This window comes from Nocardioides sp. AN3, from assembly GCF_054653495.1.
In genome coordinates this window covers 172898-198532 of record NZ_BAAIGC010000007.1, presented here as the reverse complement: position 1 = coordinate 198532, position 25635 = coordinate 172898, and the positions used below count along the sequence as shown (strand labels likewise).

Here is a 25635-nt window from a genome sequence, read left to right as displayed (position 1 = left end):
GCAGGTCGGTCAGAGGCGCACGACGATCTTTCCCGCCAGCCCTCCCGCGACCATCCGCGAGAGCCCTGCGGGAAGGTCGTCGAACCCGATGACCTCATCGATGACCGGCCGCACACGACCGCTCGCGCACCAGCTCAGGAGGGCCTCGAGGTCGTCGCGGCACCCCATCATCGACCCGGCGATGCGCAGTCTGTTCCGGATCATGCGCCCGATGTCGACTCTCCCGTCGAAGCCGCTGACTCCCCCGACTGCGACGAGGATCCCTCCCGGACGCAGCGCCTTCAGCGAGTGCGGCCACGCCGCCGATCCCACTCCGTCGAGGACAGCATCGACTCGTCCGGGCAGTCGAGAGCCGTGCTCGAAGACCTGGTCGGCACCCAGGTCCATGAGGTGGACCGCAGCGGCGACATCACGGGAGGTCAGCCACACCCTGATGCCCGCCGACGCTGCGAGGACGACCGTGGCGGCGGCGAGGCCGCCTGACGCACCCTGCACGAGCACCGACTCACCAGCAGTGAGGCCGGCCTGGCAGAACAGCATGTGGTACGCCGTCAGCCACGCTGTCGGCAGGCACGATGCCTCGTCGAGGCTGACGCCGTCGGGAACAGGCAGGAGGTTGTGCCGCGGGACGATCACGTAGTCAGCGAAGCTGCCCTGCACCTTCTCGGAGAGCACCGACATCGTCGGGTCGAGCAGGGACGGTCCGCTCCAGTCGGGGGCATTGATCACCGCGTGGGCCACGACTCTGTTGCCGTCGTCATCGATGCCGGCGGCGTCGCAGCCGAGGGTCATCGGCAGATCCCCTGGGGCCACCCCGACTCCTCGCAGGGTGAAGATGTCGTGGTGGTTGAGGGACGCGGCGCTCACGCGGATCCTGGCCCAACCGGTCGGAGGCGTGGGCTCGGGCCGCTCACCGATCACCAGAGCTGCCAGCGGATCGGTGGGGTCGGGCGCCTGCACGTAGGCAGCCTTCATGGAACTCTCCTTCGTGTGTGCCGCTGGAGGCGGCCGATCGGGCTCGACGCGTGGATGGCGATCACGCGGTAGGACAAGCGCGACTCAGCGGGTCACCCTGATCCCTGCCCGCTCGCGATCCCACGTGTCCGGGGTCAACCCGAGGCCACGCAGGCTCGCCTTCTGGATCTTGGCGGTCTCGGTCTTCGGCAGCTCATCGACGACGCGCACATAGCGCGGGACCATGTAGTACGCCATCCGCGGCACCAGGAACTCGATGAGCTGAGCCGGGTCGATCGTGTGACCCGTGCGGGGCGCCACGACGGCAAGGACCTCGTCCTCGGCGACCTCGCTGGGCACGGCGACCACCGCGGCCTCGCGAACATCGGGGTGGGCCAGGATCTCCACCTCGACCTCCATCGACGAGATGTTCTCCCCACGTCGACGGATGGCGTCCTTGAGCCGGTCGGCGAAGAAGAAGTTGCCGTCCGCGTCGCGGCGGGCGCTGTCGCCGGTGTGGAACCAGCCGTTGCGCCAGGCGACAGCCGTCGCCTCGGGCATCTTGTAGTAGCCGTGGTTGAGCGCCCATGGCTGCTCGGTCCGAACCACGATCTCGCCGACCTCGCCGATCGGCACCTCCCGGTCGGCGTGGTCGACGAGCCGCACCTCGACGCCCGGCTTCATGCGCCCGCACGTGGCGCGCAGCGTGGGGTTGGCGTCTGAGAGCAACGGCGCGTTGAGCTCGGTCATGTTGTAGATCGTGTAGACGTCGAGCCCGAAGCGCTTGGAGAACGCAGGCACGTCGTCGACCAGCGGAACCATGAACACCTTGGTCAAGGGATTGTCCGCGTCGGCGGGCGAAGGCTCGCGTTGCTGCACGAAGCTCGCCATGACGCCGAGGAGGAAGACGACGGTGCTTCCGGTCTCCTCGATCTGCGCCCAGAAGCGCTCCCCGCTGAAGCGATCGACGATCGCGATCGAGCCGCCGTTCACGAGCATCGTGTAGGTGAGCGTCGCCCCGCCGATGTGGAAGAACGGCATGTTGATGAGGAACCGATCAGCGCCCGTGAGGAACGGCATCGTCTCTTCGTGGAAGCTGACGTATGCCTGCATGTAGGAGCAGAGCACGCCCTTGGACGGCCCGGTCGTCCCGGAGGTGTACATGATCGACTGCGTGTCCCACGGCTCGATGGGGCGGGCCAGCTCGCTCGGCCCCTCGCCGCCGTCCGGAAGGTCGTCGGCGCCGATCACGTCCAGGCCGGTGAGGGCCTCCGGAGCCGGACCGACCGTCACCACACGGTTGAGCCGGCCGCGGTCCTCGAGCTCAGCCAGGCGAGTGGCCAGGCCGCCGTCGATGATCGCGATCTCGGCGTCGGACGTCCGCAGCGCATGCGCCAGGACGCCCCCGCGATAGGCGGTGTTCATCGGCACGAACACGGCTCCGAGGTAGTTGATCGCGAAGAAGTAGAGGAGGACATCGGGTCCGTTCGGCAGCCAGACCACGACGTGGTCCCCCTGGCTCACACCGAGCTGCTCCAGCGACGCGGCGGCACGCCGTACGCGCGATCTGAGCTCTGCCCGGGTCCAGGTCGAGCCGCCGTCGAAGACGGCGAACGGCTTGTCCGGCTCCTCCTGCGCGCGCCGGTCGAGGACGTAGCGCAGGACGGCGTCCTCGCGGCTCGGGAAGGCTGGTGGGTTCGTCATGACTGCTGGTTCCTCAGGTAGCGCGTGGCCAGCGAAGCGGCTAGGAGCACCAGTCCAGCGAAGATCGGCTGAATGTAGAAGGGGGCACCCAACATCTGCAGGCCCGTCGTGCCGACCGCCAGGACCAGGACAGCCAGGACCGTGCCCAGGACGTTGAACGATCCGGGCCTGATCGAGGTGGCCCCGAGGAAGCAGGCCGCGAAGGCCGGCAGGAGGAACTCGGGCCCCGTCGTCGGGCTGGCGGACCCCAGCTTGGAGACCAGGAACACCCCGCCGATGCCGCAGAGGAGCCCGTCAGCAGCGAAGGCGGCCATCGTGAGTCGGCGCACGTTGATCCCGGACAGGCGAGACGCCTCGGCCGAGCCGCCGATCGCGTACAGGTATCGACCTGTCGGCGTCATCCGGAGGACGTACTGAGTGATCACCGCGAGGATCACCACGGCCAGGAACTGCGTCGGGATCGGGCCCACGCTGTGGCGACCGAAGGCAGCCAGCGAGCTGGGGATGCCGCCCGAGATGATCGTCCCGTCGGTCGTCCAGACGAGGGCACCGGACAGCAGCGAGCTCACGGCGAGGGTCGCCACGAACGAGTCGACGCCCACCCAGGCGACGACGAAGCCGTTGAACACGCCGAGGGCCGTCGACACGGCGAGCGCCAGGACGACGCCACTGGCCGGCGACCAGCCCCACTCGCCCACGGCCTTCGCGAGCGTGAGAGATGCGGTTGCCATGTTGGCGCCGACCGAGAGGTCGAACTGCCCGACGATGAGCGGGAGCATCGCGCCCAAGGCGACCAGGATGAGCACCGCCTGCGATCCGAGGATCGTGCTGGCGTTCCCGGAGGTCGCGAACGCAGCAGGCTTGAGCACGGAGAACACGATGACCAGCGCCACGAGGATGAGGGGAAGGGCCCACTGCGCGGCGCGCTGAGCGGTCGGGGTGGCGCTGCGCGCGTCGCGTTCATCCGTCGCGGGCTGCGCCGAGCCCGTGATGGTGGTGGCGGTTGTCTTGTCCAACGCCTTGTCCTTCGTCGTCGTGGCTTCGGGAGGAATCTGCCGGGGTTGCTCGCGGCTCGCCGTCGACATCAGGCCACCCCCGGCAGGTAGGCGAGCTCGAGCATGCGGTCGACCGTCTTCTGGGCGCCCTCGAGCTCGGCGACGATGCGGCCCTCCTTCATGACGAGGACTCGGTGGCAGACCGCGCGCAGGTCCTCGAAGTCGGTGCTGACCATGACCACGGTTGCCGACGTCGCCTCCACCCAGGTCTCGAGCAGGTGGTAGATCTCGCTCTTGGACCCGACGTCGACACCTTGGACGGGCTCGTCGAGGAGCAGGAGCGTCGGCTCCGTCTCCAGCCACTTCGCCAGGACGCCCTTCTGCTGATTTCCACCGGAGAGACGGGCCATGACCTGGGACGGGTTGCCCGGGCGGATGTCGAAGCGGCGGATCAGCTCCTCGACGCGACTGTGCTCCGCCCGGCCGCGGAGGCGGCCCTTGCGCCAGTACTTCCGCAGTGTCGGCAGCGTGACGTTGTGGCTGACTGACATCGCGCCGAAGATCCCCTGGCGCATCCGGTCCTCGGGCACCAGAGCCACGCCGGCGGCGATCCCCTGCGCGGGCGATGTGAACCGAACGCGACGGTCGCGGAGGACCACCTCGCCGCTGGTCCGATGCTGGGCCCCGAACAAGAGTCGCAGCAGCTCGCTCCGGCCGGAGCCCTGGAGCCCGGCGATGCCGAGGATCTCCCCGCGGTGGGCGACGAACGTCGCTTCCCGCACGCTCGCCCCACTCAGGTCCCTGACATCGAGCGCCACCGCCTCGCGGACCTCAGCGGTCGAGTCCGGGTAGAGGGCGCTCAGCTCGCGGCCGACGATCTTGTTGACCAGCGTGCGCTGGTCCAGGTCGCGCGTCGAGTAGTGGCCGACCACTCGGCCGTCGCGCAGGACGGTGACGCGGTGCGCCAGGTCGAAGACCTCCTGGAGGCGGTGCGAGACGAAGAGGACGGCGCTCCCGGCAGCGGCCAGCGCCCGAACCGCGGCGAACAGCGCCTCGGTCTCGGTCTGCGGCAGTGCGGCGGTCGGCTCGTCGAGGACGACGAGGCTCGCCCCGCTCTGCGCGCTTGCGAGTGCACGCGCGATCGCGATGATCGCCTGTGAGCTGGCGGGGAGCTCGCCGGCTGCTGCTTCGGGCGGGATGTCGTCGCGTCCGAGGAGGCGAAGGGCGGCGGTCGCTCGACGCGCTTGCTCCCTCCACCTGATGCGTCCGCCGTGCGTCGCGAAGCCACCCCCGAGCGCGATGTTCTCCATGACACTCAGGCTCGGCACGATGCCGAAGTCCTGGTGGACGAAGACCAGTCCGTGCTCAGCGGCCTGGCTTGCCGAGAACGGGAATGTCATGGTCGCGCCGTCCACGGTGAGTCTGGCGCCCGCGTCCGGGGCCTGGTAGCCGGACAGGCACTTGATCAGGGTTGACTTGCCGCAGCCGTTCTCGCCGACCAAGGCGTGGATCTCACCCGGCGCAAGCCGGAGTGTGAAGTCGCACAGCGCTCGATGCCCTCCGAAGGTCTTCGACAGGCCGTCGATCTCGATGGCGATGTCAGCGGTCGCCGCCCTCGACGGACTCGTCACGACAGGCCCCAGAGCTTCGCGTAGGTGGCGGCAGGGTCGCCGTCGCCGACGTAGGTCTTGCCTTCGGCGGGGGCGTTGTGCGACGAGACGAGCTTGTCAGTGACGCCCTCGTCGACCGCCGGCTGCCCGGAGAAGGCCCGGTTCAGCTCATCGATGGCAGCGTTCGCGATCCAGTCGTACGGGGAGGCAACGGTCGCCGCCTCGACGTCGTTGTCGCGGATCCAGGAGATGTTCTGGTCGAGCGGGTCGAAGCCGTAGGCGCGCTGCCCGTCCTTGACCAGGCCGCTGTTGCGGAGCTCCGGGAGCACATAGAGGAGCGTTGCGTCGTACGGCGCGATCAGTGCGTTCCAGTCCGGCTTGTTCCGCAGCAACGCCGCCACCTGCTGCGGCACGCTGGTGCTGATGTTGCCGACGAGAAAGTTCTGCTGCGCCACCAGCGTGCAGCTCGCTCCGGCGGCCCGGCAGTCGTCGATGAAGCGCAGGACGCCCTGCTCACGACGAATCGTGTTGCCGAACTCGCTGTCCCTCATGAGGACGGCCTTGAGATTCTCCCCCGAGTCGAGGAAGGCCTTGGCCGCCAGGACGTAGCCGTCCTGCTGGAGCTGGGCCTCGTCAGGGAGGGTGGCGAGCAGCAGCTTCGGGTCGTCGACACAGGAGAAGCAGACCGTGTGGACGCCCGCCGCCTTCGCTGCCCCGAACGGCGCCTTGAGGTTGGCGGAGTCGATGGCGACGGAGTAGATCCCGTCGGCGCCTTCGGAGACGGCCTGGTTGACCGCGGCCGCCATCTTCGCCGGGTCACCGGCCGGGTCGATCATGGTGGTCGTCCAGCCGACCGCCTTCGCAGCCGCTGCGAACCGGTCGACGGCGAACTTGCATCCCTGCGCACCGGCAGAGCAGGGAATGGTGACGATCTTCTTGTGTGGCTCGATCGCCGGGGCGGTGGTCGGACCGTGAGTCGGGATCTCACCCGACGCCGCCGCCACGAGAGCGCGCGCCTTCTCCGCGAAGGCCTTGGCGCTTGCACTCGTCCCCGCGGAGCCTGAGGCAGTGGTGCCGCTGGCGTCGCATCCGGCGAACGCGACCACCACGGCGGCCGCACTGATGAGGACCGACCACTTCTTCCGCTTCATGACGGGCTCCATTCAAGGGTGCAATCGTTCGTTTCTGTACCGATCGGTCAGTACTGTTACATGCCGTTCTGTCATGTGTCAACGGTCACAAGTAATTCCCGCGAGGCCTAGACTCCGTACTGACCGAACGGTACGTTTTTGGCGAACGAGCTCTGCACCAGAGCACACCTGACAGGAAAGTTGAAGGGCATGAGCGAAGTACGCACGTTCGAGATGCCGCGGGTCGAGACCGTGATCCAGGGCGCCGGTTCGGTCCACCAGATCGCGGCCGAGCTGGACCGCCGCGGACTGTCACGAACCGTGGTGGTGACGGGGAGGTCGGTCGGGTCCAGTGAGTGGTTCGCGGACCTCGTCGCCGAGCTCGGTGACAGGGTGGCCGGCGTCTACAAGGAGATCCAGGCGCACAACCCGGTCGAGACCATCGTCGACCTGATCGAGTACAGCTCGAAGGCCGAGGCGGACTCGTTCGTCGGCGTCGGCGGCGGCTCGCCCATCGATGCTGCGAAGGTGGCCGCCATCTCCTTGACGGAGGGGAATGCGACGGTCGAGGAGATCTCGAGGAACTATCTCCGCTTCGAGTATCCCAGCACGGTCCGCGTCCGGCCCCTGACCACGTCTCCCCTTCCCGTTCTCGCGGTGCCGACGACGCTGTCAGCCGCCGAGTGGGACGGCTTCGCCGGCACGGTCGATCACGAGCGGGACACGAAGGACATCACCTGCTACCTCGAGCTCACTCCGAAGGTGGTCTTCCTGGATCCAGAGATCTGCGCGCACACGCCACGCGACCTCTGGGCGACCACCGGCGTCCGCGCCCTCGACCATGCAGTGGAGACCTCGTATGCGAAGAATGCGCACCCCTTCACCACGGCGCTGGCCAACGGGGCTCTCGCCATGCTCGCCGAGAATCTGCCCAAGTCCGTCAAGGACCCGCTCGACTACGACGCCGCGTTGCGCTGCCAGGAAGCGGCGTGGATGTCGATCATCGGCGTGCACAACGTCTCGCTTGGCCTCTCCCATGCGATCGGCCACCAGCTCGGAGCGGTCGGGATCCCTCACGGGGTGACCTCCTGCATCATGCTCCCCCACGTCGTCAGGTTCCTCGAGCCCGTGACACACGACGAGCAGCGCGCGATGGCTGCCTCGATGGCCCGCGTTCAAGGAGACACCGAGGAGCTGCCAGCAGCCGACCGACTCGAGCGGATCCTCGACGACCTCGGAGTCCCACGGCGTGTGTCGGACTTCGGGGTCGGACGCGAGAAGATGTCGGCCGTCGCCAAGGCCACGCTGCAGGACATCGTGGTCCGCGAGTCGCCTCGACCCGTCGACGAGCAGGTCGTCTACGAGCTCCTCGAGAAGGTCTGGTAGCACCGGGCCAGGTGACAGCCCACGTCGAAGGCCGGCCCCGCTGAGGCGGTGCCGGCCTTCGACGTGGGCGTTGGACCCTCAGCCTTCTGGATGCGCGATCCCACCCAGGATCGCGTCGCAGAACTTCTCCGCGATGCGCGACGGGCTGATCGACCCCTCGGGCGAGATCCACACGATCGAGTAGTTGAACATGCCGATCACGCCCTTGGTGACGATCGGGTCCAGCCGGCGGAGCTCACCGGCCTCGGCACCTTGGACGAGGACGTCGGCCACCATCCTCTCCCACCGATCGCGGCCTTCGCGGATGATCTCGCGCCGCTCACCCGTGAGGGCACCGAAGTCGTGCAGCGAGACGCGCCACTCCGGAAGACGACTCGCGATGCTCGTCATCCCGACCTCCATGAGTCCACGGAACCGATCGATCGCCGAGCCGCCACGGGCGAGGACGACCTCGGAGTCCCTCAGCAGATCACTGATCGTCGAGTGGCAGATCTCGAAGAGGAGGGCCTCCTTGTTGCCGATGTGGTGATAGAGCGCGCCGCGCCCGAGCTGGGCCTCGCTCGAGATGAGCTCGATGCCGGTCCCGTGGTAGCCGTTCTCGGCGAACAGCTTCGCCGCGATCGTGAGGATGCGCTCCCGGGACGCGGCGCCGGTCCGGTTGACACGCCGGCTTGCCTGACCCGCTCCCACAGACACCACTCCATCCTCGCTTTCGCTCTCACGGGCTACCGCCCTGGTCCCGCCCGTTCGACAGGCGACACCCTACTCAGGCCACTTCGATCACCAGCTTGCCCGACGCGGTTCGGTCGCGAAGCGCGGCGTGTGCGTCAGCAGCGCGCTCGAGGGGGAACGTCGCTCCCACCACGGGCCGCACGAAGCCCTCGCGGGCCATCCGCCCGAGCTCGGCCGCGGACGCCGCGGCGATCGTCTCGTCGATCGCGAGGAAGGCACCCCAGCCCACGCCCACGACCTCGATGTTCTTGAGCAGCAGGCGGTTGACCTTGACCTCCGGGATGCTGCCCGCAGCGAAGCCGATCACCAGGTGCCGGCCCTCTGGAGCAAGGAGACGGAGGGAGTCGGTGAAGTAGTCGCCACCGATCGGGTCCACCGTCACGTCGACCGGTCCGAGTGCTGCCACCTGCTTGGCCCAGCCCTCGTCCGCCACGATGATGTCATCGGCCCCCGCCACCTCGGCGATCTTCACGTTCACCGAGGCGTCGACCACCGCGGTCACCCTGGCACCGAGGCCCTTGGCGACCTGGATCGCCGCCGTCCCGATCCCGCCTGCGGCGCCATGGACCAGCACATGCTCGCCAGCCTTCACCCGCCCACGCCTCGCCAGCGCGAAGTGGACCGTCTGGAAGTTCATGGCGACGGCGGCGCCCTGGTTGAAGTCCAGCTCGTCGGGAAGCGCCATGGTCGTCGCGAGCGGCGCCGCGACCACCTCCGCGTAGCCGCCGATCTTGACGTACGCCGCCACTCGATCGCCGACCTGGAATCCCGACCCTTCGGGTGCGCTCCTGATGACTCCCGCGACCTCGATCCCCGGCACGAAGGGGAGCTCGGGCTTGTCCTGGTAGAGCCCTTGGGTCATCAGGAAGTCGACGAAGCTGACCCCGGCAGCCCTCACATCGATGAGCACCTCACCCGGGGCAGCGAGGGGCTCGGGGACGTCGACGAGCTCCATGCCCTCGGGGCCGCCGAGGGTCGCGATCTGCATTGCCTTCATGAGTGATCCTCTCTTGTACCGATCGTACGGTACTTCGTCTCCGGAAGGAGCGGTTGCATTCCCTCCTTGACGAGATTATTGTACCGATCGGTCAGTCCAGACAAGAGACGTCATGGGATGGAGAACGATGCGCGCGAACCCAGGGCCCCGCACGAGGCTCGAGGACGACACCATCTACGTGCTCCCGGACGGGCCTGCCCGGCGTGAGGTGACGCATGAGGTCTCCGACCGCTGGCTGCTCGCCTTCGCCGCCGGAGTCAGCGACACGCGGCAGGCGTACGTCGACGTCGAGCTACCCGACGGGATCATCGCCCACCCCACCTTCTCGGCGTGCCTCGAGTGGCCTCTCGTTGCGACGGGCGCACCTGGCATCGCCTTGACGCCGACCACGCTCCACCGAGGTCTCCACGTCGAGCAGACGTCGACTCTGCACACGCCGATCCGGCCGGGCCACGTCCTGACCACCGTCGCCGAGCTGGACGTCGCCGAGCAACGCACACGTGCGGTTCACATCGCCACGAAGTTCACGACGACAGACGACTCCGACGAGGTCGTCGCCGTCACGCGGACCCACATGCTCTATCCCGGGGTGCGCCTCTGGGGCGAGCAGCTCAGCGCACGACGAGCGAGCCGGCCGACGCGGACGGCAGGCGACCTCGCGCCGATCGGCACGTTCCACGTCGACGAGACGAACGCACCCATCTACACGGAGTGCTCGCGCATCTGGAACCCGATCCACACGGACCGGCGCGTCGCCAAGGCGGCGGGCCTGCCCGGCACCGTCCTTCATGGGACCGAGGTGCTGGCACGTGCGATCTCGACGATCACGGCGCAGCTGCCAGGCTCGCCGACGCGGATCTCGTCAGTCTCATGCCAGTTCACCGCGCCGGTCTTCCCCCACACCTGCCTGACGGTGCGAGCTGCTCGGCCAGACGACCGGATCCTTCATTTCGACGTCGTGAACGACGGGGGTCACCATGCGATATCCGCTGGCACCCTCGAGCTCCCCGCGCCCGAGGAGTAGTCCCGAGGAGCGGACCCTGCCCCAGGCGACAAGGCAGACGCGGCCGCGGGCGAGGCCCGCGACCGCGTCTTTCGGTCGTGACGTGCGGTGTGGCGTCAGCGAACCGTGATGGTCAGCTCCTGAGTAGCCGTCGGGCTGACCTTGTTGCTCGCCCGCACCTGGACCGTGAACGTCCCGGCGGCCGTCGGCGTGCCGGAGATCGTGCCCGTCCCGTCACCGTTGTCGGTGAAGGTCAACCCGGCCGGCAGCGTGCCGTCGACCGAGATGCTCGGCACCTCGTCCGCGGTCGGCGACTGTGTGGTCGCGGTCGACACCGTGGAGGTGCCGGCTGTTCCCGCGGTGAACGTCGCCGTCGACGGGGAGGTGATCTGCAGGGGCGCCACGTTGACGACGAACGACGTGCTGACCGTCCGGCCGTGGTAGGTGGCGTCGACGGTCACCGTGGCCACTCCGGAGCCCACCGTGTGCAGGACCTTGCCGCCCTCCTCGACCGCGACGACGTCGGTGTCGTTCGACTGGTAGCGGATCTTGGTCCCGGTGGGCAGCGGGGTGCTGCGGCCCTTGCTGATGTAGCCGTGGAGAGCCTCGTCGTCGGTGGCGACGGTGACCTGCGGGTCGATGCTGGTGCCGACGTCGAAGGCGACGCGCTGGGCGACGTCGGCGGCGGCGTCGCCGGTCTCGACCGGACGCACCGAGACCGTCGTGGGCACGCGGCCCAGCTCGCCCGTGATCTTCACCGAGGTCTGGTCGCGGACGTCGGAGGCGGAGGCCGCGAGCTCGAGTCCGTAGCTGCCCTGGTCCACCTTCATCGTCTGGGTCGCCTCGTCGAGGAACGCCAGCTGCGAGGCGGGTGCAGAGAAGTGCACCTCGACGGACTGCCCCGGCTTCACCACGACCTGGTCGAAGGCGAGCAGCCGCTTCGCAGGTCGCTCGTCCGCCGCGGAGGCGAACGGCGTCGTCGCGTAGAGCTGCGGGGTCGCCGTGCCGGTGACGTCACCGGTGTTGGTGACCGTCGCGGTCGCCGAGATGGTGTCGGACGCACCGACGCTGGCCTTGGCGACCTTGAGGTCGGAGAAGCGGAAGCCGCTGTAGCCCAGACCGTGCCCGAACGAGAAGCTGGGCGTCCCCGTGTAGTACATGTACGTGCGGCCGGGTGCCGACTGGCTGGGCCGGATCGCGTAGTCCGTGATGGACGGCAGCTGGCTGTCGTCGGTGTACCACGTGAAGGGCAGGTGCCCGCTCGGGTTCACGCTGCCGAGCAGCACGTTGGCGATGGCAGGCCCCTGGCGCTGGCCGAGGTAGGAGCTCCACAGGACAGCCGGGCTGGTGGCCTGGAAGCTGCGCACGTCCACCGAGCCGACGGTCTGGAGGTAGACCACCGTGCGCGGGTTGGCTGCCTCGACCTGGCTGATCATCGACGCCTGGGCGCCGGGCAGCGCCGTCGTCGTCCGGTCGTGGTCCTCCGACGCGGTGCTGCCGTCGGTGCCGGCGACGACCACGACGGCGTCGTAGTCCTTGACCGCGGCGATGGTGGCCGCGTCGACGGTGTTCAGCCGGGACGCGGTGGTGCCGCCGGTGACGCCGGGCAGGAAGTCGACCTGAGCGCCGGGGTTGCGGGCCTGGATGGCGGCCTTGATCCCGGTGTAGGCGTCGACGTTGTTCGCGGCTCCGGCATTGACCTGACGGCTGGAGTAGCCACCGGTGAAGAGCTGCTGCGGGTGGGCGAAGTAGCCGACGACGGCCACCTTGTAGGGCGAGCTCTTCGGCACGCTCAGCGGCAGGAGCGGCGAGTCGCCGACCTTGTCGTTCTTGAGCAGGACCAGGTCCTTCTCCGCGCTCTCCTGAGCCTGGTCGAGGCGCGCCGGCGTCTCAGTGACGGCGTTGTTGTCGGTCGAGCTGGTCCACGTGGCGCCACCGAGGCGCTGGCGGGCCTCACGGACCCAACCGACCTGGTTCTCGTCGTCGAACTCGCCGGTCTCCATCCGGGCGGTGAAGAGCCGGGTGAGCGAGGTGTCGACGTCGCCGACGTTGAAGGTGTCGGTCTCGGTCTTGATCTTCTGGGCGATCGCGGTCGGGACGGTGTTCCCGTAGCTGTACTGGTCGTGGTAGCCCCAGTTGCAGTCGAGGTCCTCACCGGCCGAGATCGCGTACGCCGAGCGCCCGTACTGGTCCAGCGGCGCCGAGGCGGTCGGCGGCTGCCAGTGGTGGCCGTTCTGGATCTCGCGCACCGCGTCGCAGTCGGAGGTGAAGTAGCCGTCGAAGCCGTAGGTGTCGCGAGCCAGGTCGCTCATCAGCTGCACGCTGGCCGCAGCCGGCACGCCGTTGACGGAGTTGTAGGAGCTCATGATCGAGCCCGGGTGTGCCTGCTCGATGATGTCGGCGAACTGCTTGGTGTAGTACTCCCGCAGCGTCCGCTGGTCCATGTCGGAGGAGCCGTTGCGGCGGTTGACCTCGCTGTTGTTGGCCGCGTAGTGCTTCAGCGTGGCGATCGCCTTGTAGTAGCCGTTGGCCGACGCCGGCAGCACGCCCTCCGGCGTCTGACCCTGCAGGCCGTCGACGTACTGCCCGGCCAGCGCCGCGGTCAGCGTCGGGTCCTCGCTCCAGCTCTCATCGTTGCGACCCCAGCGCGGGTCGCGCGAGAGGTTGACCGTGGGCGCGTAGAAGTCGAGGTTGAGGCGGTTGGCAGGCGCCGTGTCGCGCGCCTCGTCGCCGATGAGGGACGCCTCGCGGTAGACGAGCTCCCGGTTCCAGCTGCTGCCCATGGACAGGTCCGAGGGGTACGACGTGGTGTTGGTCAGCGTCGTGGCGTTGCCGGTCGGAGTGATCGTCGAGGCGTTGACCCCGTGGTTGGACTCGTTCCACCAGCCCCAGGCGGCGATGCCGAGTCGAGGGATCGCCGGCGCCTGACTGCTGTTCATCTCCTGGGCCTTCTCGGCCAGGGACATCCGCGAGACCAGGTCTGCGGCTCGCTCCGCCGGCGTGTGTGAGCGGTCCAGGTAGAGAGGCGAGGACGTCGGTGGCGACCCGACCGCGTGAGCGGCAGGGGTGGTGGCTGCTGCGCTGGTGCCGACGGCGGCGGCTGCGAGCGTGCCCGAGGCGACGGCGATGCCGAGCGCGGCCAGGGCGGGATGGCGTTGTCTGCTGACCATGAGAGCTCCGAGAGAAGGCGCAGCCCCGAGAGGGATGCGCGCCGAGTAGGTCGCCCCAGGCGCCGCCGGAGAGATGGACGAGTGACCGGGGTCTCATGACCGTACGGTTGCCTCATTGTCCCGGTCAAGGATGAACACAGAGGATCTTTTGCCTTGTTTGTCCTTTTCCGGGACTAATGTGCTCGGTACGCTGCACGCGTGACTGTTCGGGAGACGGGCTCGACGATGACCAGGAACGGGGAGGCCGTCGTCGCCGCGGTGCGGTCCCATCCGCGGTGCAGCCGGGCGGACGTCGCGAGGGTGACCGGCCTGTCGACCTCCGCGGTCTCCTCGCTGGTGGGCAGCCTGATCGAGGCGGGGGTGCTGGTCGAGCTCGGCACCAACCCCTCGACGAGCGGCGGCCGGCCGTCGGTCTCGCTCGGGCTCGCCCCTCGCGCCGGCTCGGTGGTCGGGATCCATCTCGGCCACGCCGACCTGCGAGTGGTCCTCACGGCGCTGGACGGCACCCTTGTCACCGAGCAGCATCACGTCCTCGACGTCGACCACGAGCCGGCCGCCTCCCTCGACCGCGTTGCCCGCAGCACTGCCGACCTGCTCGCCTCCAGCGAGGTCGAGCCCGACCGTGTCCTGGGTGTCGGAGTCGCGGTCTCGGCGCCGGTGGTCGACTCGCGAGTCCTGGGCTCACCGCCGATGCTCCTGGACTGGGGCGGCGTCGACATCGGGCGCGTCCTGGCTGAGCGCACGGGCCTTCCCGTCCATCTCGGCAACGACGCGACCCTGGGCGCGCTCGCGGAGTGGCGACTGGGCGCGGGTGCGGGGGTCGACGACCTGGTCTACGTCATGTTGGGCGAAGGAGTCGGGTGCGGCCTGATCCTCGGGGGGCGGCTGCACACGGGGGCATCTGGCATGGCCGGAGAGCTCGGCCACCTCTCCGTCGTCAGCGACGGCAAGATCTGCCGGTGCGGGGCGCGAGGCTGCCTCGAGACGCTCGTCAGCAGGCGAGCACTCGTCGCCGCCCTCGCCCACACGCTCGGCCCGGCCGCCACGGTCGACGCCCTGCTCGACCTGGCGGACGCCGGCGACCGCGGGGCGCTGCGACTGCTCGCCGATGCAGGGCAGGTCCTCGGCACCGCCTTGGCCAGCGTCTGCACCATCACCGACCCGCGCCTGGTGGTGATCGGCGGCGACCTCATGGCGCGTCCCGGCTCCAGCGATGCCCTGCTCGCTGCAGCCGGTCGCGCGCTCGACTCAGCCCTGCCGCCGGTCGCCAACCACGACATGCGAGTCGTGCGGGCCGAGCTCGGCGCGCGGGCCGAGGCGCTCGGCGCCGCGCTTCTCGCCGCGGCGCCGAGTGGGACGGCTGATCTCAGCCGGTGAGCTCGGCCGGCGAGCCAGACTCGCTCTCCGTCGAGGTGCCGGTGATCTGGATCTTGCGTGGCTTGGCCCGCTCCGCGACCGGAACGACCAGTCGCAGGACGCCGTCGGCGTACTGCGCCTCGATGCGGTCGAGGTCGAGGTTGTCCCCGAGCACGAGCTGGCGGCTGAACGCACCCTTGGGCCGTTCGGCGGCGAGCGTCTCCCAGTCGCCGTTGCGCGCGACCCGTTCGGCCCGGACCGTGAGCACGTTCCGCTCGACGTCGAGATCGATGCTCTCCTTCACCACACCGGGCAGGTCGAACTCGATGACGAACCGGTCGCCCTCACGCCAGGCATCCATCGGCATCACCGCGGGACGGTTGGTGCTGCCCAGCATCTGCTGGGTGAGACGGTCGAAGTCGCGGAACGGGTCGGTGTTTCGAAGCAGCATCACAGTCCTCCTGGTTCTGATCGAGTCGTGGCCCGGCAGCTCTCCCGGACCAGCACCTGTATTGATGGGTACAGATTTGTTATACCCTTGCCGCCAGAGGCGATCAAGAGGGCATGCGGGCAGGCGGCAGGCCTCTCTCATCGGCGCAGGAACGCACGGAGGTGATCGGTGGCGACGAGCAGCAAGCGCGGCGTGTTCGCGATCTCGGTGGCCGCCGAGATGGTCTCGATGGAGATCCAGAACCTGCGCGTCTACGAACGTCGAGGGCTCCTCCGTCCCGATCGCACGGCAGGTGGGACACGGCTCTACAGTCCCGACGACATCGAGACCCTGCACCGCATCCGAGAGCTGCTCGCCGAGGGCCTCAACCTGGCCGGCATCGCCCGCGTCCTCGTCCTCGAGGACAGGATCACGGAGCTCGAACAGCGGCTCGACGATCACGCCGGGTAGCCGACGTCCGCCGGCGAACGCATGCCGCACCGCGGCAGGGGAAGACGTTCCAGCGGCACCCGCGTCGCTAGCACGCGCCGAAGGCCGCGGCCACGAACGCCCGGACCTCGTCCGCGCCGTCGAGCCGCAGCACCTGCTTGGCGATGACCTCGCACTGCTCGAGGTCGAGCTCGCGGACGCGGGCCTTGACCCGCGGCACCGCGCGAGGCGCGACGCTCAGCTCGCGCACGCCGAGCCCCACGAGCACCGGCACGGCGAGGTCGTCGCCGGCGACCTCTCCACAGACCGCCACGTCGGTTCGCCCCCGCGCCGCCTGGCAGACGTGGGCGATGAGCTGGAGCACGGCGGGGTCGAGGGCGTCGGAGAGGGCTGCGACGCCGGGGTTCCCCCGTTCGGCGGCGAGGGTGTACTGCGTCAGGTCGTTGGTGCCGATGCTGACGAAGTCGAGCAGAGGCAGGAACGACTCGATCTTCAGGGCAGCGGCGGGGACCTCCACCATCATGCCGACGCGCAAGGAGGGCGGCAGCCCGTCGGCACCTGCAGCCGCGGACAGCGCAGAGCGCGCTGCGCGGAGCTCGGCGACGGTCGAGACCATCGGGAACATCACGCTGGTCGGAGCCACCCGCGCGGCCCGACAGATCGCGTCGAGCTGCGCGCGCAGCAGCTCGGGACGCTCCAGTGCGAGACGCAGGCCGCGCAGTCCGAGGAACGGGTTCTCCTCGGGCGGCATCGGCAGATAGGACAGTGGCTTGTCTCCACCGACATCCAGCGTCCGCAGCGTCGTGCGCCGATGCCCCAGAGCCTCAGCGATCGCGACGTACTCCTGTTCCTGCTCGGCGACGTCCGGTGGTGCGCTGCGCTCGAGGAACAGGAACTCCGTGCGCACCAGTCCCGCCTCGTCGGCGCCGGCCTCCAGAGCCGCCCGGGCGTCTGCGAGGGAGCCGAGGTTGGCGGCGACCGTGACGCGGGTGCCGTCGCGGGTGGTCGCAGGCTGGCCGGCTGCTGCGAGGTCACGCGCATGGCGCGCGGCCTGGTCCACGGCGCGGCGCCGGAAGCCGTCGACCAGGTCCGCCGCCGGATCGACGTGGACCTCGCCTGTGGTGCCGTCGATGACCAGGAGCGTCCCCTCAGGCACCTCGAGGATGTCGCGTCCCGCCGAGAGCACCATCGGCAGGTCGCGGGAGCGCGCCAGGATCGCAGCGTGCGAGGTGGCGCTGCCGCCCGCGAGCACGATGCCGTGCACGAGCGTCTTGTCGAGCCCCGCAGCATCGGCCGGTGTGAGATCGCGCGCCACCAGGATCCCCTCGTCGATGGCCCGGTGCCCTCGCGCTCCGGCGAGCGCGCGTCGGACCTGGTCGGCAACCGAACCGACGTCGGCCGCCCGCTCGCGGAGGTAGGGGTCTGCGAGACCCGACCACTCGTGCTCGATGGCCGAGAGGCAGGAGGACCAGGCCGCCACCGCGCCGACGCCGTCCCCGATCCTTGCCTTCACGTCGGCGAGCATCGTGGTGTCGGCCAACAAGGTCAGGTGCGCGTCGAAGATGCCAGCCTCGCCCTCCCCCATCTCTCGGGCGGTCAGGGCACGCAGGTGCTCGATCTCGCGCCTTACCTCCGCGACGGCTTCGACCACGCGACGCCACTCCGCGCCGGGGTCACCCACCTCGTGGTCGTCGACCTCGAGGGCGGGCGGGGCGAGTCTCCGAAGGGGCCCGATCGCGATGCCGGGCGACGCCCCCAGGGGGCCCGCGGACGTCTCCGGGAGCTTCGCAGCAGCGGGGCCGGCGCCGGCGGTCTCGTCGAAGTGGCGCGCAGCCAAGGCGAGCAGATGCTCGATCGCTTCCTGCGCCTGAGGCCCGGAGGCCCTGATCTCGACCACGTGTCCGGTCTGCGCGCCCAAGGTGGCGACTCGGCTGAGGCTGGCCGCCGGCACGGGTCCAGCCCCGGTGGTGAGATTGGTGAGCGTGACGGCGGCGTCGAGGCCGCTGACCTCACTGACGAGGCGTGCGGCGGGCCGCGCGTGGAGGCCGTGGTGGTTGGCGACCGTGAAGGTGCCGGAGGCCTCCGGTCCGGCGATCGGGGCCGCCGCGGCGGTCAGATCGTCGTCGGGGACGCTCAGGTGGGCGGCCTTGCCGAGCAGGGCGTTGCGCGCCTCGGCGGCGACCTCGGCCCGGGTCGCGCCACCGGAGGCCGCGACCGCGGCCACGACCAGGCCCTCGACGATGGGCGCCGAGGACAGGGTCACCCGCTGCCTCACGGCGGGGTCGTCCAGGAGGTCGAGGGCGAGCTCGGCGCTGAGGACAGCGCTGCCGAGATCCATGAGGACGACGACGCCGTCGGGCCCGTCGACGGACTCGATCGCCTCCTTCACGCGAAGTGCGTCCGTGCCGAACGTCGTCTCGTCGAGACCGGCCGCCAGCTCGATGCGCACGGGTCGGCCGTGCAGCATCTCGCTCGCCAGGGCGAGCGCTGCCCGAGCGAGCGCCCAGCTGTGGGAGACGACGACGATGCCGACGCCCTGCCCGGAAGTCATGGCGGATCCTCTCGCCTAGTCGACTGCTGGCCGGGTCACGAGAGCGTGTCCGCTGCGGCGGCTATGAGCAGCGCTGCACTCGTGGCACCGGGGTCCTGATGGCCGACGCTGCGCTCGCCGAGGTAGCTCGCCCGTCCCTTGCGCGCGAGCATCGCGACCGTCGCATCGCGCCCGGCCACAGCGGCTTCCCGCGATCGCGCGAGCGCCTCACCCAGCGACAGGCCGTCCTTCAGCCCCGCCTCGAGCGCATCCACTGCGGGGGCGAGGGCGTCGTACATCGTCTTGTCCTCGGCCTGCGCCTTGCCGCGCGCCACCACGCCCTCCAGACCGGCGCGCAGCGCACCGCCCACGTGGTCGGGCGAGACGGCCGGGACGTCGCCCAGGGCCGTGCCCATCCGGAGGAACAGGGTGCCGTAGAGCGGTCCCGATGCCCCTCCGACGGTGGACACCAGGGTCATGCCGACCTTGGTGAACCGCGGTCCCGCACCTGTCGCGGCGAGCTCGTCCAACGCAGCCACAGCAGCCGTCATCCCCCGGTCGAGGTTGGTGCCGTGGTCGGCGTCGCCGATCGCAGCATCCAGCTCGGTCAGGTGGTCACGCTCCTGCGCGACGAGCTCGGCGAAGCGGCGCACCCAGGTGTCGAGAGCCGCCGTGGTCACGTTGTCGGTCATTTCCTCAGATCCCCCACCTCAGCGCCGGCGTCCTGACCGGAGCGTCCCACAACGACAGCAGCTCGTCGTCGACCTGGAGAAGTGTCACGGACGAGCCCGCCATCTCCAGCGACGTGATGTAGGAGCCCACCAGGGACCGGGCGACCCTCACGCCGTGCTTCGACAGGATCTTGTCGACCTCGTGGTACATCACGTAGAGCTCGATGAGCGGCGTGCCGCCCAAGCCGTTGACGAAGGCGATCACATCGTCGCCGCGGTCGAACGGCAGGTCGGCGAGGATCGGCTCGACGAGCATCTCGGCGATCTCCCGGGCCGGAGCCAAGGGCACGCGCTGCCTGCCCGGCTCACCGTGGATGCCGACCCCGAGCTCCATCTCCTGCTCTCCGAGCTCGAACGTGGGGTGACCGGCGGCCGGAACGGTGCAGGACGTGAGCGCGACACCCATGCTCCGGCCGCGCGCGTTCACCTCGCGCGCGACGCCTGCCACTGCGTCGAGATCGCGACCCTGCTCGGCAGCAGCGCCGGCGATCTTCTCCAGCAGGACCGTGACGCCGACCCCGCGTCGACCGGCTGTCCACGTCGAGTCCTGCACCGCGACGTCGTCGTCGGTGACCACCGACACGACGCGCGCACCCGTCTCCGCCGCAGCCATCTCAGCGGCCATGTCGAAGTTCATGACATCGCCGGTGTAGTTCTTGACGACGTGCAGGACCCCTGCCCCGCCGTCGACGAGCTTGGTCGCCGCCAGCATCTGGTCGGGCACCGGCGAGGTGAAGACCTCGCCGGCGCAGGCGGCATCGAGCATCCCGAGGCCGACGAGCCCTCCGTGGAGAGGCTCGTGGCCCGAGCCGCCCCCGGAGATGATCCCGACCTTGCCGGTCCGGGGCGCGTCACCGCGGTAGATGATCTTGTTCGCATGATCGACCCGAAGGTCAGGGTGCGCTGCCTCGACGCCCAGCAGAGCCTCGGCGACGACGTCGTTCGGGTCGTTGATGAGCTTCTTCATGACTCCCTCTTTCGGTGGTTCTTCGCGTGTGGGGCGGCGCTCAGGCGGTGGCCTGGGTGAGGGGTGCTTCCTCAGGATCGCCGAGGTCCAACCCCGGAGCAACGGCCGCCCGGTCGGCGGGTGTGTGGGCGATGAGGCCATAGGCCAGTGCGGCAAGTGCACCGGCCAGCAGCTCGGCAGTGAGATAGACCGGCAGCTGCTGCCACTTCACCGTGCCGCCGGCCAGCTGCTGGACGAGCATCGGGCCGATGGTGCGGGCGGGGTTGATGGACGCACCGGTGGCCGGCGCGACCGGGATGATCGCAGCGAACACGACGAACCCGATGGCGAGCCCGGCGAACCCGGCGGCGGCCTTGCGGTGGATGACGCCGAAGATCGTGAACACGAGGATGAAGGTCCCCACGAACTCAGCGGTGAAGGCCTGGACCCAGCTGATGTCGCCGTACGACGCGACGCCGAGGCCGACGTCGCTCGCCTTGTGCCCGAGGACGCCGAGGATGGCCGCGGCGCCGGCGATCGCGCCCACCACCTGAGCCGCGAGGTAGCCCGGGACCTGCGACCAGGGGAACTTGCCCGACACGGCAAGACCGAGGGTGACCGCCGGGTTGATGTGGTTGCCGCCAACGTGCCCGAGGGCGTAGACGGTCGCGATCACGACCGTGCCGAAGGCCAGGGAGATCATGCCCAGGTCGGCCATGGTGAACGGCGCGTTGCCGTTCACGATGAGGGTGGCCGGCACCGAGCCGACGCCGATGAACACCAGGAAGGCGGTGCCCAGGGCCTCTGCGGCGAGCTTCTGGACGGTGTTGGTCTCGTCGAGCATGTCCAGTCCTTTCGTGCTCTGTGACGCGGTGACTTTGTCGAATGTCATTCGATATAGTCGAATGATGATCGGAGAGTACCTCTGTGATTCGCGTCACAGCAAGACCTTTCGGCATACTTTGCCGACGACCGCCCAGCAAGGAGGCTCACACCGGTGATCCAGTCCGTCGACCGTGCGATCCGCGTGCTGACGGCGCTCCAGGGAGCGCGCCGGATGAGCCTGTCCGAGCTCTCCGCACGCCTGGACCTGGCGCCCTCGACGACCCACGGCATCGTCCGGACCCTGGTCGAGCACGGCATGGTGGTCCAGGAGCGCGGGTCGAGCCGGTATCAGCTGGGCCCGGCGGTGCTACGACTGGGCAACGTCTACCTCGACACCCTCGAGCTGCGGTCGAAGGCGGTGCCGTGGGCCGAGGACCTCGCACGACGCACCGGTCTCGCCGTGCGCACCGGCGTGCTCCTGATCGACGACGTGGTGATCATCCACCACGAGCCCCGCCCCGACGGGACCCGGCAGATGCCCGAGGTGGGAATCGTCATCCCCGCACACGCCAGCGCCCTGGGCAAGGCGATGCTCGCGTTCGACCCGGATGAGGCCGAGCGCATGCTGGCGGGAGGGGAGCTGCGCAGCATGACAGGCGAGACGCTCACCTCCCCTGACGACGTACGCCGTCAGCTCGAGCTGGTGCGCACCACCGGCATCGCTCGCGAGCAGGACGAAGCAGTCCTCGGCGAGGGCGCGATCGCGTCCCCCGTCTTCGACTCATGGGGAGCCGTCGTCGGCGCGATCGGCGTCGTGGTCTCCGGTTCCACCGACTCGGATCCGAGCGACCAGGTCCGCGAGACGGCCCGGGCCCTCTCCCGTGAGCTGGGCGCGCAGAGCTGGCCGCCCGCGCGCTGACGGGGCCCGCACGCCGCGACCGCACCGGTGTCTCCTGCGCCGACATCCCAACGGCGCCCAGCCGTCAACGCCGGAAGCCGCGGAACGCCTCGAGCAGGACGGCCTGAGCGTCCTCGGAGAGCGAGTCGACGGGGATGGATCCCAGGCGAGCCGCGGTCTCCTTCATCTGCCGCAGATACGCCTCACACCCGTGGCAGAGGTCCAGGTGGCGCTCGAACCGCACTCGGGTCTCGATCTCGAGGGCGCCCTCGAGGTAGTCGGTGACCAGCTCGACGAACTCTTGGCAGCTCATGCTCCCGATCTCCTCGGTCATGACGCCTCCACCGTCGGCTCGTCCGCCAGGTAGGCCGCAAGGACGGCTCGGCAGGCGGCACGCGCACGGTGGAGCAGCACCCGCTGGTTGGCGGTCGAGAGGTCGAGCAGCTCGCAGACCTCGTCCGAGGAGCAGCCGATCACGTCGCGCAGGGTGAGCACGATGCGCTGGCGGTCCGGAAGCCGTTCGAGGGCAGCGCGCAGGTGGTCGTGCACCTCGATCTCCAGGACGCTGTCCTCGGTGCTGCGCCAGTCCGCGGGGAACGAGCGCCAGCCGCCCGCGTGCTGGTCGTCGGGTCCACGGAACAGGTCCGGTTCCACCGTCGGCCCATGGTCCTCCTCGCCGAGGCTGCTCCACGGGACGGAGTGGTGCTCGCGGGTGCCGCGGGTCTTCGCGATGTTGACGAGGATCCGGTAGACCCAGGTGCGCAGGGACGCGCGCCCCTCGAATCCGTCAAGGCCGCGGATGACGGCCAGCCAGGTGTCCTGCACGACCTCCTCCGCGGACGCCTCGGTCGAGACGAAGCCACGGGCGAGGAGCAGCATGGGTCCCGACCATTCGCTGACCACCAAGGCGAAGGCGGCTTCGTCTCCGGCGCGCAGCGCCGCGAGCAGATCGCCCTCGTCGGGCCCCACGCCGCCACCATAGCGATCACGCGCGGTACTCAGGGTTCTCGAAGTCGAAGCGCGTGCCGGCGTTCCACTCCAAACGCTGGTTGCCATAGCCGGGGACACCACCCACCTCCTTCAGCATCTTGGCCAGGTGCATCAGGTTCCAGGTCATGAACGTGGTGTTGCGGTTGGTGAAGTCGTTCTCGGGGCCGCCGCTGCCGGGGTCGAGGTACGACGGACCAGGACCCGCCTCGCCGATCCACCCGGCGTCGGCGTTCGGCGGGATCGTGTAGCCGATGTGCTGCAACGAGTACAGGATGTTCTGGGCGCAGTGCTTGATGCCGTCCTCGTTGCCGGTGATGAGGCAGCCCGCCACTCGGCCGTAGAAGAGGTACTGCCCTTTCTCGTTGAGCTCCCCCGACAGTGAGTAGAGCCGCTCGATCAGCTGCTTGGTGATGCTGGAGTTGTCGCCCAGCCAGATCGGGCCTGCCACCACGAGGATGTCGCTGGCGAGGATCCCGGGGTAGAGCTCGGGCCACTCGTCAGTCTCCCAGCCGTGTTCGCGCATGTCCGGGTAGACGCCCGTCGCGACGTCGTGGTCGACGAGCCGCAGCTGTGTCACGTCCACGCCGTGCTTGCGCATGATCCCCGCGCTGGCGTCGACCAGCCCCTGCGTGTTGCTCCGCTCCGGGCTCCGCTTGAGCGTGCAGTTGACGAACGTGGCCGCCAGGCCGCTGAAGTCGTGGTCCATCGTTGCTCCCGTGTGGTCGGTCAGTGGTCGGTCAGTGATCGGTCAGTGGTGTCAGAGGAGCTCGGCGTCCTGCTCGACGCAGAGCAGGGTCGGTCCGTCGGTGGAGAAGAGCTCGGTCATGGCCGCGTCGAGCTGGTCTCGCTCGCTGACGCGGATCCCGCGGGCGCCGCACAGCTCGGCGTACGCCGCCCAGTCGGGGTTGGTGAGCGAGGTGTGCCAGACCGGGTAGTCGGCGGCCAGCTGCTCCTTGCTGATCTTCCCGAGGGCGTTGTTGTTCAGCAGGACGTGCTTGGTGCCGATCCCGTGGTGGACTGCGGTCGTCAGCTCCATCGCGTACTGGCCGAACCCCCCGTCACCGGTCACGGCCACGACGGGCCGGCTGGGGTCGGCGGCCCAGGCGCCCAAGGCGGCCGGGTAGCCGAAGCCGATGGAGCCGAGGTAGCCGGACATCAGCACCGGCTGACCCTGCGACTCCAGGTATCGGCCCAGCGAGTAGGCGTGGTTGCCGACGTCGACGGTGACCACGGCCTCGGCGGGGAGGTGGTCGGACAGCGCCGCGAACACGGCCGCCGCAGATACGCCGTGGCCACGGTCGTCGGCCACTCGCCGGGCCTTCTCGGCCCGCCAGATCTCCCAGCGCTCGGCGACGTCGGGGCCCTGGTCCTCAGCCTGCGCGCCAGCCTTACGGACGGCGTCGGTCAAGGCAGGCAGGACGATGGCGGCGTCGCCGAGGAGGTCAGCGGTCACCGCATCGAACCGCCCGATCGCGGTCGGGGTGTCGTCGATCTGGACGATCCGCTGCCAGGGGGCGATGCCGGTGTGGTGGGAGAACGACGCCCCGACGACCACGAGGAGGTCGGCCTCGTTCATCAGCCAGCTCGCGACCGGCGTGCCGCTTCGCCCGAGCACGCCCGCGCCGAGCGGGTGCGTGTCGGGCACCAGCCCCTTCGCCTTGAACGTCGTCAGCACGGGTGCTCCGAGCTGCTCCGCCAGCGCCAGGACCTCGACGCGCGCACCACGTGCCCCGTGCCCGACGACGAGCACCGGCCGGCGTGCGCCCGCCACCAGCTCGGTCGCCTGGGCCAGCGCGCGAGGGTCGGGCCCGACGGGACGTCGGGAGTAGCGACCGTCCGGCGACCCGGCCGGAGCCGAGGACGGCTGGGCCTGCACCTCGTCGGGGAGCACCAGATGTGCGAGGCCACGGCCGTCACGCGCGTGCTTCACGGCCAGCGCGGCCAGCTCGGCATGGTCACTCCCCGTCTGCACCGTGGTCGTGGAGATCGCGACGTCGCGGAAGACGGCCCCGAGGTCCAGGTCCTGGAACGCTCCGCGGCCGAGGACCTTGGACGGCACCTGACCCGAGATCGCCACCACCGGGGCGCCGTCGAGCTTCGCGTCGTACAGTCCGGTCAGCAGGTTCGTCGAGCCCGGTCCGGCGATGGCGAAGCAGGCGGCGGGTCGGCCGGTGAGCTTGCCATACGCACTCGCGGCGAACGCCGCGGCACCCTCGTGCCGGATGCCGATGAAGCGCAGGTCGCCGCGCTCCTCCGCCCTGCGCAGCGCGTCCGCGAAGCCGAGGTTGGAGTGGCCGACCATGCCGAAGACGGTGTCGACACCGTGGGCCACCAGGGTCTCGACGAGGACGTCGGCGACGGTGCGGGTCGGCGTCGCCCGGACCGGCAGCTTGACGCGTACGCCGGCGGGGTCCTCCTCCACGTCGTACGCCGGCACCCGGTCGTCGAGGTGCTCGGCCAGCGCGCCGGGCGGGGCACCGGTCACAGGGTCGTAGTCATAGCCATGCCAGGGGCAGCGCAGCAGTCCCTTCTCGATCGACCCCTCACCCAGCGGACCGCCCTGGTGGGGGCAGCGGTTGTCGAGCGCGCCCAGTCGTCCCCCGCAGCGGACCATCGCGATGGACCGTCCGTCGACGCTGACGCTGCGGACACGGCCCTCGTCGGGGACGTCCTCGGGCCGCACCCGGTGCCAGGTCGCAGTGCTGCCGCCGTTGCCGTCGTTGCCGTCCATGTAACGCTCCTGCTCGCGCTCGAGACCGATGGACATCAGTGCCGACCACGTCCCCACCCGTTACAGG

General features: G+C 69.6%; 22 protein-coding genes and 1 pseudogene. 5 read left to right on the top strand and 18 right to left on the bottom strand.

All coding sequences use genetic code 11. From position 1 onward, the window contains the following. Nucleotides 1-9 precede the first annotated feature (9 nt). The 5 genes from ACYQ1K_RS10990 to ACYQ1K_RS10970 all read right to left on the bottom strand — a co-directional run bounded on the left by ACYQ1K_RS10990 (nt 10) and on the right by ACYQ1K_RS10970 (nt 6414). Nucleotides 10-975 carry a zinc-binding dehydrogenase gene (locus tag ACYQ1K_RS10990; RefSeq protein WP_459983013.1) on the bottom strand — a complete coding sequence of 322 codons (966 nt, stop codon included), beginning with the start codon at nt 973-975 and terminating at the stop codon, nt 10-12. Nucleotides 976-1059: 84 nt separating this feature from the next. Then, complete coding sequence (locus ACYQ1K_RS10985) at nt 1060-2658, bottom strand: AMP-binding protein (RefSeq protein ID WP_459983012.1); 1599 nt, start codon at nt 2656-2658, stop codon at nt 1060-1062. Further along, nucleotides 2655-3674 (bottom strand): ABC transporter permease, encoded by a 1020-nt coding sequence (locus ACYQ1K_RS10980; RefSeq protein ID WP_459983011.1) that lies wholly within the window; start codon nt 3672-3674, stop codon nt 2655-2657. Before ACYQ1K_RS10980 ends, ACYQ1K_RS10985 begins: the two co-directional genes overlap by 4 nt. 68 nt (nt 3675-3742) lie before the next feature. Then, on the bottom strand, nt 3743-5284 hold the full coding sequence (locus tag ACYQ1K_RS10975; RefSeq protein WP_459983010.1) for a sugar ABC transporter ATP-binding protein: 1542 nt from the start codon (nt 5282-5284) through the stop codon (nt 3743-3745). Continuing rightward, the gene (locus ACYQ1K_RS10970) at nt 5281-6414 is read right to left on the bottom strand and encodes a sugar ABC transporter substrate-binding protein (protein WP_459983009.1); all 1134 of its coding nucleotides are present in this window, start codon (nt 6412-6414) and stop codon (nt 5281-5283) included. The genes ACYQ1K_RS10975 and ACYQ1K_RS10970 overlap by 4 nt, the downstream gene beginning before the upstream one ends. Before the next feature lie 189 nt (nt 6415-6603). Here ACYQ1K_RS10970 and ACYQ1K_RS10965 point away from each other — a divergent pair, with 189 nt between their 5' ends. After that, a complete protein-coding gene (locus ACYQ1K_RS10965; RefSeq protein ID WP_459983008.1) occupies nt 6604-7779 on the top strand; it encodes an iron-containing alcohol dehydrogenase in 1176 nt (391 codons plus the stop codon). A 78-nt stretch (nt 7780-7857) separates the two neighbouring features. On the opposite strand, the gene ACYQ1K_RS10960 is transcribed toward ACYQ1K_RS10965, so the two are convergent. Then, nucleotides 7858-8475 carry a TetR/AcrR family transcriptional regulator gene (locus tag ACYQ1K_RS10960; RefSeq protein ID WP_459983007.1) on the bottom strand — a complete coding sequence of 206 codons (618 nt, stop codon included), beginning with the start codon at nt 8473-8475 and terminating at the stop codon, nt 7858-7860. 70 nt (nt 8476-8545) lie between these two features. Then, complete coding sequence (locus tag ACYQ1K_RS10955; RefSeq protein ID WP_459983006.1) at nt 8546-9508, bottom strand: NADPH:quinone oxidoreductase family protein; 963 nt, start codon at nt 9506-9508, stop codon at nt 8546-8548. A 127-nt stretch (nt 9509-9635) separates the two neighbouring features. On the opposite strand from ACYQ1K_RS10955, the gene ACYQ1K_RS10950 reads away from it, so the two are divergent. Beyond that, a complete protein-coding gene (locus ACYQ1K_RS10950; RefSeq protein WP_459983005.1) occupies nt 9636-10532 on the top strand; it encodes a MaoC/PaaZ C-terminal domain-containing protein in 897 nt (298 codons plus the stop codon). 95 nt (nt 10533-10627) lie between these two features. Here ACYQ1K_RS10950 and ACYQ1K_RS10945 read toward each other — a convergent pair whose 3' ends face one another. Then, nucleotides 10628-13681 (bottom strand): glycoside hydrolase family 3 C-terminal domain-containing protein, encoded by a 3054-nt coding sequence (locus tag ACYQ1K_RS10945; protein ID WP_459983004.1) that lies wholly within the window; start codon nt 13679-13681, stop codon nt 10628-10630. A 198-nt stretch (nt 13682-13879) separates the two neighbouring features. Here ACYQ1K_RS10945 and ACYQ1K_RS10940 point away from each other — a divergent pair, with 198 nt between their 5' ends. Continuing rightward, nucleotides 13880-15058, top strand: coding sequence for an ROK family transcriptional regulator (locus tag ACYQ1K_RS10940; RefSeq protein ID WP_459983003.1), 1179 nt, complete (start codon nt 13880-13882; stop codon nt 15056-15058). Here ACYQ1K_RS10940 and ACYQ1K_RS10935 read toward each other — a convergent pair. Then, nucleotides 15048-15488 carry an Hsp20/alpha crystallin family protein gene (locus ACYQ1K_RS10935; protein WP_459983002.1) on the bottom strand — a complete coding sequence of 147 codons (441 nt, stop codon included), beginning with the start codon at nt 15486-15488 and terminating at the stop codon, nt 15048-15050. The two genes, ACYQ1K_RS10940 and ACYQ1K_RS10935, sit on opposite strands and share 11 nt — an antisense overlap. A gap of 168 nt (nt 15489-15656) precedes the next feature. Here ACYQ1K_RS10935 and ACYQ1K_RS10930 point away from each other — a divergent pair, with 168 nt between their 5' ends. Next, nucleotides 15657-15938, top strand: coding sequence for a MerR family transcriptional regulator (locus ACYQ1K_RS10930; protein WP_459983001.1), 282 nt, complete (start codon nt 15657-15659; stop codon nt 15936-15938). A 67-nt stretch (nt 15939-16005) separates the two neighbouring features. Here the strand turns inward: ACYQ1K_RS10930 and ptsP are convergent, their stop codons facing one another. The 5 genes and pseudogenes from ptsP to ACYQ1K_RS10905 form a co-directional block, all read right to left on the bottom strand. Further along, nucleotides 16006-18012: a phosphoenolpyruvate--protein phosphotransferase gene (gene ptsP / locus ACYQ1K_RS10925; protein WP_459983026.1), complete on the bottom strand. Its 2007-nt coding sequence runs from the start codon at nt 18010-18012 to the stop codon at nt 16006-16008. 36 nt (nt 18013-18048) lie between these two features. Further along, a pseudogene (gene dhaM / locus ACYQ1K_RS10920) lies at nt 18049-18468 on the bottom strand (dihydroxyacetone kinase phosphoryl donor subunit DhaM); the annotation flags it as partial. Between the two features lie 35 nt (nt 18469-18503). Further along, the gene (dhaL, locus tag ACYQ1K_RS10915; protein ID WP_459983000.1) at nt 18504-19139 is read right to left on the bottom strand and encodes a dihydroxyacetone kinase subunit DhaL; all 636 of its coding nucleotides are present in this window, start codon (nt 19137-19139) and stop codon (nt 18504-18506) included. A 4-nt stretch (nt 19140-19143) separates the two neighbouring features. Then, nucleotides 19144-20145, bottom strand: a complete 1002-nt coding sequence (gene dhaK / locus ACYQ1K_RS10910) for a dihydroxyacetone kinase subunit DhaK (RefSeq protein ID WP_459982999.1) — start codon at nt 20143-20145, stop codon at nt 19144-19146. A 40-nt stretch (nt 20146-20185) separates the two neighbouring features. Then, a complete protein-coding gene (locus tag ACYQ1K_RS10905) occupies nt 20186-20968 on the bottom strand; it encodes an MIP/aquaporin family protein (protein ID WP_459982998.1) in 783 nt (260 codons plus the stop codon). A gap of 153 nt (nt 20969-21121) precedes the next feature. Here ACYQ1K_RS10905 and ACYQ1K_RS10900 point away from each other — a divergent pair, with 153 nt between their 5' ends. Further along, on the top strand, nt 21122-21868 hold the full coding sequence (locus ACYQ1K_RS10900) for an IclR family transcriptional regulator (RefSeq protein WP_459982997.1): 747 nt from the start codon (nt 21122-21124) through the stop codon (nt 21866-21868). A gap of 64 nt (nt 21869-21932) precedes the next feature. Here ACYQ1K_RS10900 and ACYQ1K_RS10895 read toward each other — a convergent pair whose 3' ends face one another. The 4 genes from ACYQ1K_RS10895 to ACYQ1K_RS10880 are packed head-to-tail and all read right to left on the bottom strand — an operon-like array spanning nt 21933 to nt 25604. Beyond that, nucleotides 21933-22181, bottom strand: a complete 249-nt coding sequence (locus ACYQ1K_RS10895; RefSeq protein ID WP_459982996.1) for an anti-sigma factor family protein — start codon at nt 22179-22181, stop codon at nt 21933-21935. Then, a complete protein-coding gene (locus ACYQ1K_RS10890) occupies nt 22178-22816 on the bottom strand; it encodes an RNA polymerase sigma factor (RefSeq protein WP_459982995.1) in 639 nt (212 codons plus the stop codon). The genes ACYQ1K_RS10895 and ACYQ1K_RS10890 overlap by 4 nt, the downstream gene beginning before the upstream one ends. Nucleotides 22817-22832: 16 nt before the next feature. After that, nucleotides 22833-23543 (bottom strand): flavodoxin family protein, encoded by a 711-nt coding sequence (locus ACYQ1K_RS10885; protein WP_459982994.1) that lies wholly within the window; start codon nt 23541-23543, stop codon nt 22833-22835. A gap of 51 nt (nt 23544-23594) precedes the next feature. Continuing rightward, nucleotides 23595-25604: a thiamine pyrophosphate-binding protein gene (locus ACYQ1K_RS10880; protein WP_459982993.1), complete on the bottom strand. Its 2010-nt coding sequence runs from the start codon at nt 25602-25604 to the stop codon at nt 23595-23597. Nucleotides 25605-25635: the final 31 nt, after the last annotated feature.

Coding starts and splice junctions, on each gene's coding strand:
- ACYQ1K_RS10990 (WP_459983013.1), bottom strand. CDS start 975: ATGAAGGCTGCCTACGTGCAGGCGCCCGACCCCACCGATCCGCTGGCA.
- ACYQ1K_RS10985 (WP_459983012.1), bottom strand. CDS start 2,658: ATGACGAACCCACCAGCCTTCCCGAGCCGCGAGGACGCCGTCCTGCGC.
- ACYQ1K_RS10970 (WP_459983009.1), bottom strand. CDS start 6,414: ATGAAGCGGAAGAAGTGGTCGGTCCTCATCAGTGCGGCCGCCGTGGTG.
- ACYQ1K_RS10965 (WP_459983008.1), top strand. CDS start 6,604: ATGAGCGAAGTACGCACGTTCGAGATGCCGCGGGTCGAGACCGTGATC.
- ACYQ1K_RS10955 (WP_459983006.1), bottom strand. CDS start 9,508: ATGAAGGCAATGCAGATCGCGACCCTCGGCGGCCCCGAGGGCATGGAG.
- ACYQ1K_RS10950 (WP_459983005.1), top strand. CDS start 9,636: ATGCGCGCGAACCCAGGGCCCCGCACGAGGCTCGAGGACGACACCATC.
- ACYQ1K_RS10945 (WP_459983004.1), bottom strand. CDS start 13,681: ATGGTCAGCAGACAACGCCATCCCGCCCTGGCCGCGCTCGGCATCGCC.
- ACYQ1K_RS10935 (WP_459983002.1), bottom strand. CDS start 15,488: ATGCTGCTTCGAAACACCGACCCGTTCCGCGACTTCGACCGTCTCACC.
- dhaL (WP_459983000.1), bottom strand. CDS start 19,139: ATGACCGACAACGTGACCACGGCGGCTCTCGACACCTGGGTGCGCCGC.
- dhaK (WP_459982999.1), bottom strand. CDS start 20,145: ATGAAGAAGCTCATCAACGACCCGAACGACGTCGTCGCCGAGGCTCTG.
- ACYQ1K_RS10905 (WP_459982998.1), bottom strand. CDS start 20,968: ATGCTCGACGAGACCAACACCGTCCAGAAGCTCGCCGCAGAGGCCCTG.
- ACYQ1K_RS10895 (WP_459982996.1), bottom strand. CDS start 22,181: ATGACCGAGGAGATCGGGAGCATGAGCTGCCAAGAGTTCGTCGAGCTG.
- ACYQ1K_RS10885 (WP_459982994.1), bottom strand. CDS start 23,543: ATGGACCACGACTTCAGCGGCCTGGCGGCCACGTTCGTCAACTGCACG.
- ACYQ1K_RS10880 (WP_459982993.1), bottom strand. CDS start 25,604: ATGTCCATCGGTCTCGAGCGCGAGCAGGAGCGTTACATGGACGGCAAC.